Annotated in this window: 5 protein-coding genes and 2 pseudogenes; 3 read left to right on the plus strand and 4 right to left on the minus strand. The window is 72.8% G+C overall.

The features are described from left to right. A partial coding sequence (locus tag VR44_RS08355) for a glutamine synthetase family protein (RefSeq protein WP_045946756.1) occupies window positions 1-1311 on the minus strand: 1311 nt, incomplete at its 3' end. A gap of 174 nt (window positions 1312-1485) precedes the next feature. Here VR44_RS08355 and VR44_RS41010 point away from each other — a divergent pair. From VR44_RS41010 to VR44_RS08370, 3 genes are all read left to right on the plus strand, one after another. After that, window positions 1486-1902 (plus strand): hypothetical protein, encoded by a 417-nt coding sequence (locus VR44_RS41010; protein ID WP_052713509.1) that lies wholly within the window; start codon window positions 1486-1488, stop codon window positions 1900-1902. 70 nt (window positions 1903-1972) lie between these two features. Continuing rightward, complete coding sequence (locus VR44_RS08365; protein ID WP_045946757.1) at window positions 1973-2623, plus strand: thioredoxin-like domain-containing protein; 651 nt, start codon at window positions 1973-1975, stop codon at window positions 2621-2623. Then, window positions 2620-3321 (plus strand): DUF305 domain-containing protein, encoded by a 702-nt coding sequence (locus tag VR44_RS08370; protein ID WP_045946758.1) that lies wholly within the window; start codon window positions 2620-2622, stop codon window positions 3319-3321. Before VR44_RS08365 ends, VR44_RS08370 begins: the two co-directional genes overlap by 4 nt. Here VR44_RS08370 and VR44_RS41900 read toward each other — a convergent pair. The 3 genes and pseudogenes from VR44_RS41900 to VR44_RS46960 all read right to left on the minus strand — a co-directional run. Next, on the minus strand, window positions 3290-3892 hold the full coding sequence (locus tag VR44_RS41900) for a hypothetical protein (protein WP_063778903.1): 603 nt from the start codon (window positions 3890-3892) through the stop codon (window positions 3290-3292). The two genes, VR44_RS08370 and VR44_RS41900, sit on opposite strands and share 32 nt — an antisense overlap. Then, window positions 3804-4211 (minus strand): annotated as a pseudogene (locus VR44_RS46955) (alpha/beta fold hydrolase); the annotation flags it as partial. The gene VR44_RS41900 and the pseudogene VR44_RS46955, both read right to left, overlap by 89 nt. A 15-nt stretch (window positions 4212-4226) precedes the next feature. Beyond that, window positions 4227-4402, minus strand: a pseudogene (locus VR44_RS46960) (DUF998 domain-containing protein); the annotation flags it as partial.

The following is a 4402-nucleotide window of genomic DNA, read 5'->3' on the forward strand; positions in this document are numbered from 1 at the left end:
GTACTCCTCCCACTCCTGCTTCTTGTTGCGGAGGAAGAAATCGAAGACGTGTTCGCCGAGGGTTTCGGCGACCAGTTCGCTGCGTTCCATCAGGGAGATGGCCTCGCCGAGGTTCTGCGGGAGGGGTTCGATGCCCATCGCGCGGCGTTCGGCGTCGGAGAGGGCCCAGACGTCGTCGTCGGCGCCCGCCGGGAGTTCGTAGCCCTCCTCGATGCCCTTGAGGCCCGCCGCCAGGAGGACGGCGTACGTGAGGTAGGGGTTGGCGCCCGAGTCGATCGAGCGGACCTCGACCCGGGAGGAACCGGTCTTGCCCGGCTTGTACATCGGGACGCGGATCAGGGCCGAGCGGTTGTTGTGGCCCCAGCAGATGTACGAGGGGGCCTCGCCGCCGGAGCCGGCGGTGCGGGAGGAGCCGCCCCAGATGCGCTTGTAGGAGTTGACCCACTGGTTGGTCACCGCGGCGGTCTCCGCGGCGTGCTTGAGGAGTCCCGCGATGAAGGAGCGGCCGACCTTCGAGAGCTGGTACTCGGCACCCGACTCGTAGAAGGCGTTGCGGTCGCCCTCGAAGAGGGAGAGGTGGGTGTGCATGCCCGAGCCGGGGTACTCGGAGAAGGGCTTCGGCATGAACGTGGCCTGGACGCCCTGTTCGAGCGCCACCTGCTTCATGACCAGGCGGAACGTCATGATGTTGTCGGCCGTCGAGAGGGCGTCGGCGTAGCGGAGGTCGATCTCCTGCTGGCCCGGGGCGCCCTCGTGGTGGCTGAACTCCACCGAGATGCCCATCGATTCGAGCATGGTGATCGCCTGGCGGCGGAAGTCCATGCCCACGTTCTGCGGAGTGTGGTCGAAGTAGCCGGAGTTGTCGGCGGGGACGGGACGGGTGCCGTCGAGGGGCTTGTCCTTCAGCAGGAAGAACTCGATCTCCGGGTGGGTGTAGAAGGTGAAGCCCAGGTCGGAGGTCTTGGCCAGGATGCGCTTGAGGACGTAGCGCGGGTCCGCGAAGGACGGGGAGCCGTCCGGCATCAGGATGTCGCAGAACATCCGGGCGGTCCCGGGGGCCTCGGCGCGCCACGGCAGTATCTGGAACGTGCCCGGGTCCGGCTTGGCGATCATGTCGGACTCGTAGACGCGGGCGAAGCCCTCGATCGCGGAGCCGTCGAAGCCGATGCCCTCGTCGAAGGCCTGCTCCAGCTCGGCCGGAGCGACCGCGACGGACTTCAGGAAGCCCAGCACATCGGTGAACCACAGGCGCACGAAGCGGATGTCGCGCTCCTCGAGCGTCCGGAGGACGAATTCCTGCTGCTTGTCCATGCCTTCATCCTCGCAGTTCAGACGATCTGTGCACCACCGACCCGGAGGGCCGGCGGCACAGCCGGGCCCGTCCAGTATCGCTAGTGGTGGTTTCCGCCACATTACGCACCCCCCAAGGCCGATGACACCCCCGCTCTGACCTCGGACCCGTCATGAGCACTACCATCTGCGGCCATGGGGGGCTGGGAGCACACGCGGAGCGGGCGTCACGGGCGTCCCGCCCGTCGCGGTGCCCTCCTGCTGCTGCTCGCCCTGGGCGTGGCCGCCGGGATGGGGTTCCTGTGCGTGCGGGGCGGGACGGACGGGCCGGGCCCGCGGGCGGCGGAAGGGCCCGTTCGGGCGTATGCCGCACACACCGCGCACGACCCTTCCGGGGCGCACGCCACCTGCGTGTCCCCGTACGAGGCGCCCGGCTGTTCCCCGCTGTCCCACGTGACCCCGGCCGTACTGCCGGCCCCGCCGCCCGCCGTCACCGCGGCGCGGCCCGGGGCGGCGGCCCGCGCCCTTCCGGCGGCCCCGGGCCCGGTGCGGCCGCCGGGGACACTGGCGCGCGCCCCCGACCTGCACGCCCTGCAAGTGCTGCGGACCTGACCGGTCCGGCGCCGTACACGACACGACCGGCACCACCCCACACCCCCCTCAGCAGAAGGAACCAGGGCACATGGCCAGCAGGACGTCCGAGAAGAACTCCCGCCAGAACCGCATAGCCGAGATGCGCCGCGCCGAGAAGGCACGCGACCGGCGCAACAAGATCATCGCGATCAGCGTCTCCACGGCGGTCGTCGCCGGCCTCATCGGCTTCGGCTCGTGGGTGATCATGGAGCAGAAGCAGAAGGACCGGGACACGGCGGCGGCCCGCAAGGCACCGGTCGACGGCGAGCAGAGCTGGGACGCGAAGAAGCTCGGCCGCAACCACGTCGAGACCCCGGTCAAGTACGAGATGAACCCGCCGGTCGGCGGCGACCACAACCCCCGCTGGATGAACTGCAACGGCGACGTCTACAAGAACCCGGTCCCCGAGGTGAACGCCGTGCACTCGCTGGAGCACGGCGCGGTCTGGGTGACGTACAACGACAAGGCCGCCAAGGCCGACGTCGACGCGCTCGCCGGGAAGGTCGGCAAGACCCCCTACACGCTGATGAGCCCCGACAAGGAGCAGGCGGGGGCGATCATGCTCAGTGCATGGGGCAAGCAGCTGACCGTGGAGAAGGCGGACGATCCGCGGGTGGCGCAGTTCTTCACCAAGTACGTGCAGGGCCCGCAGACCCCCGAGCCGGGCGCGGCCTGCACCAACGGGCTGGGCGAGAAGTGACCCGCAGCCGTACGAACCGTACGTACTGGGCCGCGGGCACGGCGGTGGTGCTGGCCGCGCTGTTCGCGGCGGGGGCCACCTTCGCCACGGCGGACGGCTCGGAGGACCGGGGCGGCTCGTCCGCTTCGGGGACGCCGGCGCTGTACTCCCCCGACGCGGGGTTCGCGCGGGACATGGCGGTGCACCACCAGCAGGCGGTGGAGATGTCCTTCATCGTCCGTGACCGCACCCAGGACGAGCCGGTGCGCGGCCTCGCGTACGACATCGCCAACACCCAGGCCAACCAGCGCGGCATGCTGCTGGGCTGGCTGGACCTGTGGGGGCTGCCGAAGGTGGTGGCCGACGAGCCGCCGATGTCCTGGATGGAGACGGACTCCTCGGCGGGACACGACGGACACGGCGGGCAGGGCGGGCACGAGGGGCACGTCACGAAGCCGGGCGCGCTGATGCCCGGTATGGCCACCAAGGAGGAGCTCGACCGGCTCGGCGCCGCCGGCGGCCGGGACGCGGAGGTGCTCTACCTCCAGCTGATGACCGAGCACCACAAGGGCGGCGTCGCCATGGCCCAGGGCTGCGCCAAGCAGTGCCGGACCCCGGCCGAGCGGGCGCTGGCGCAGGGGATGGTCGAGGCCCAGCAGTCGGAGATGAAGCTGATGGCGGACATGCTCAAGCAGCGGGGGGCCGCGCCGCGCCCGTGAGGGGACGGCCCGGCGGGAGCGGGGCCGTCGCGCACCGGACCGCCCGTGCCAGTTGGTGCGGGCGGTCCAGCATGACCAGGTGGCCGGCCGGCTCGGCCACCTCGAAGCGGGCGCCGAGCCGGCCGGCGAGGGCCGCCTGACGGGCGAGCCAGCGCCGGGCGGCCCGGCCGTGGCCGCCGTCGTACGCGGCGAGGACGGTGGCGGGGGCCCGCAGCGGGTGGGCCGCCCGCAGGGCGAGCAGTTCGGCGGCGGTGTCCGGGTAGCGGGAGTTCTCCAGGAGGATCCCCTGCCAGACCCGGCCGGTGCGGTAGCAGCGGCGTACGAGGTCCCGCGCGGCCGGGTCGGCCGCCCCCCGGTTCCCCGCGCGAGGCCCGTACGGCGGCCCGCCGGGCGGCCGGTCCCAGTGCGGCGGGGAGCCCGGCGGCGGTGAGGGCCCGGCCCAGGGCTCGGGCGGCGCCGGTGCGCAGCGGGGCGGGCAGGAGCCTGCGGGGGGCCGCCTCCTCGACGCTGGAGTCCACGAGGACCAGGGCGGCGGTGCGCTCGGGGTGGAGGCGGGCGAAGGCCTCGGCATGGAAGCCGGCGAGGGAGTGTCCGACCACGGTGACCGGTTCGGTGACGCCGAGGGCGTCCAGCAGGCCGGCGATGCGGCGGGCCTCGCCGGCGGCGGTCGGCGGGGCCGTGGCCGGGGCGCTGAGGCCGTGGCCGGGGCGGTCGAAGCGGATGACGGTCCGTCCGGCGGCCACGAGCAGCGCAGCGACCTCGTCCCAGTCGAACCAGGCCATGGCCAGCCCGGCGCTGAGCACGACGGGCGGGCCGTCGCCCTCGATGAGGGTGTGGAGGACGGCGGCGTCCACCCGGAGGAAGCGGCCCGGAGCGTCGGGCGGGGTCATGTGCGGCGCTCGCGCGAGCAGCACCTGGAGCCGCTGCCCGGCGCCCAGGGCCCAGGTGCCGTGCCCGGCGGTGAAGAGGGAGATGGCGGTCAGGGTCCAGGCGGTGGCGAGCAGTTCCAGGACGACGAGGGCGGGCCCGTGGCGGGCGAGCGGGGCGAGCCGGCCGTAGCGGCGGGCGGCGACCGTGAGGG

Origin of the sequence: Streptomyces katrae (assembly GCF_000966975.1) — a bacterium.
GTDB lineage: Bacteria > Actinomycetota > Actinomycetes > Streptomycetales > Streptomycetaceae > Streptomyces > Streptomyces katrae.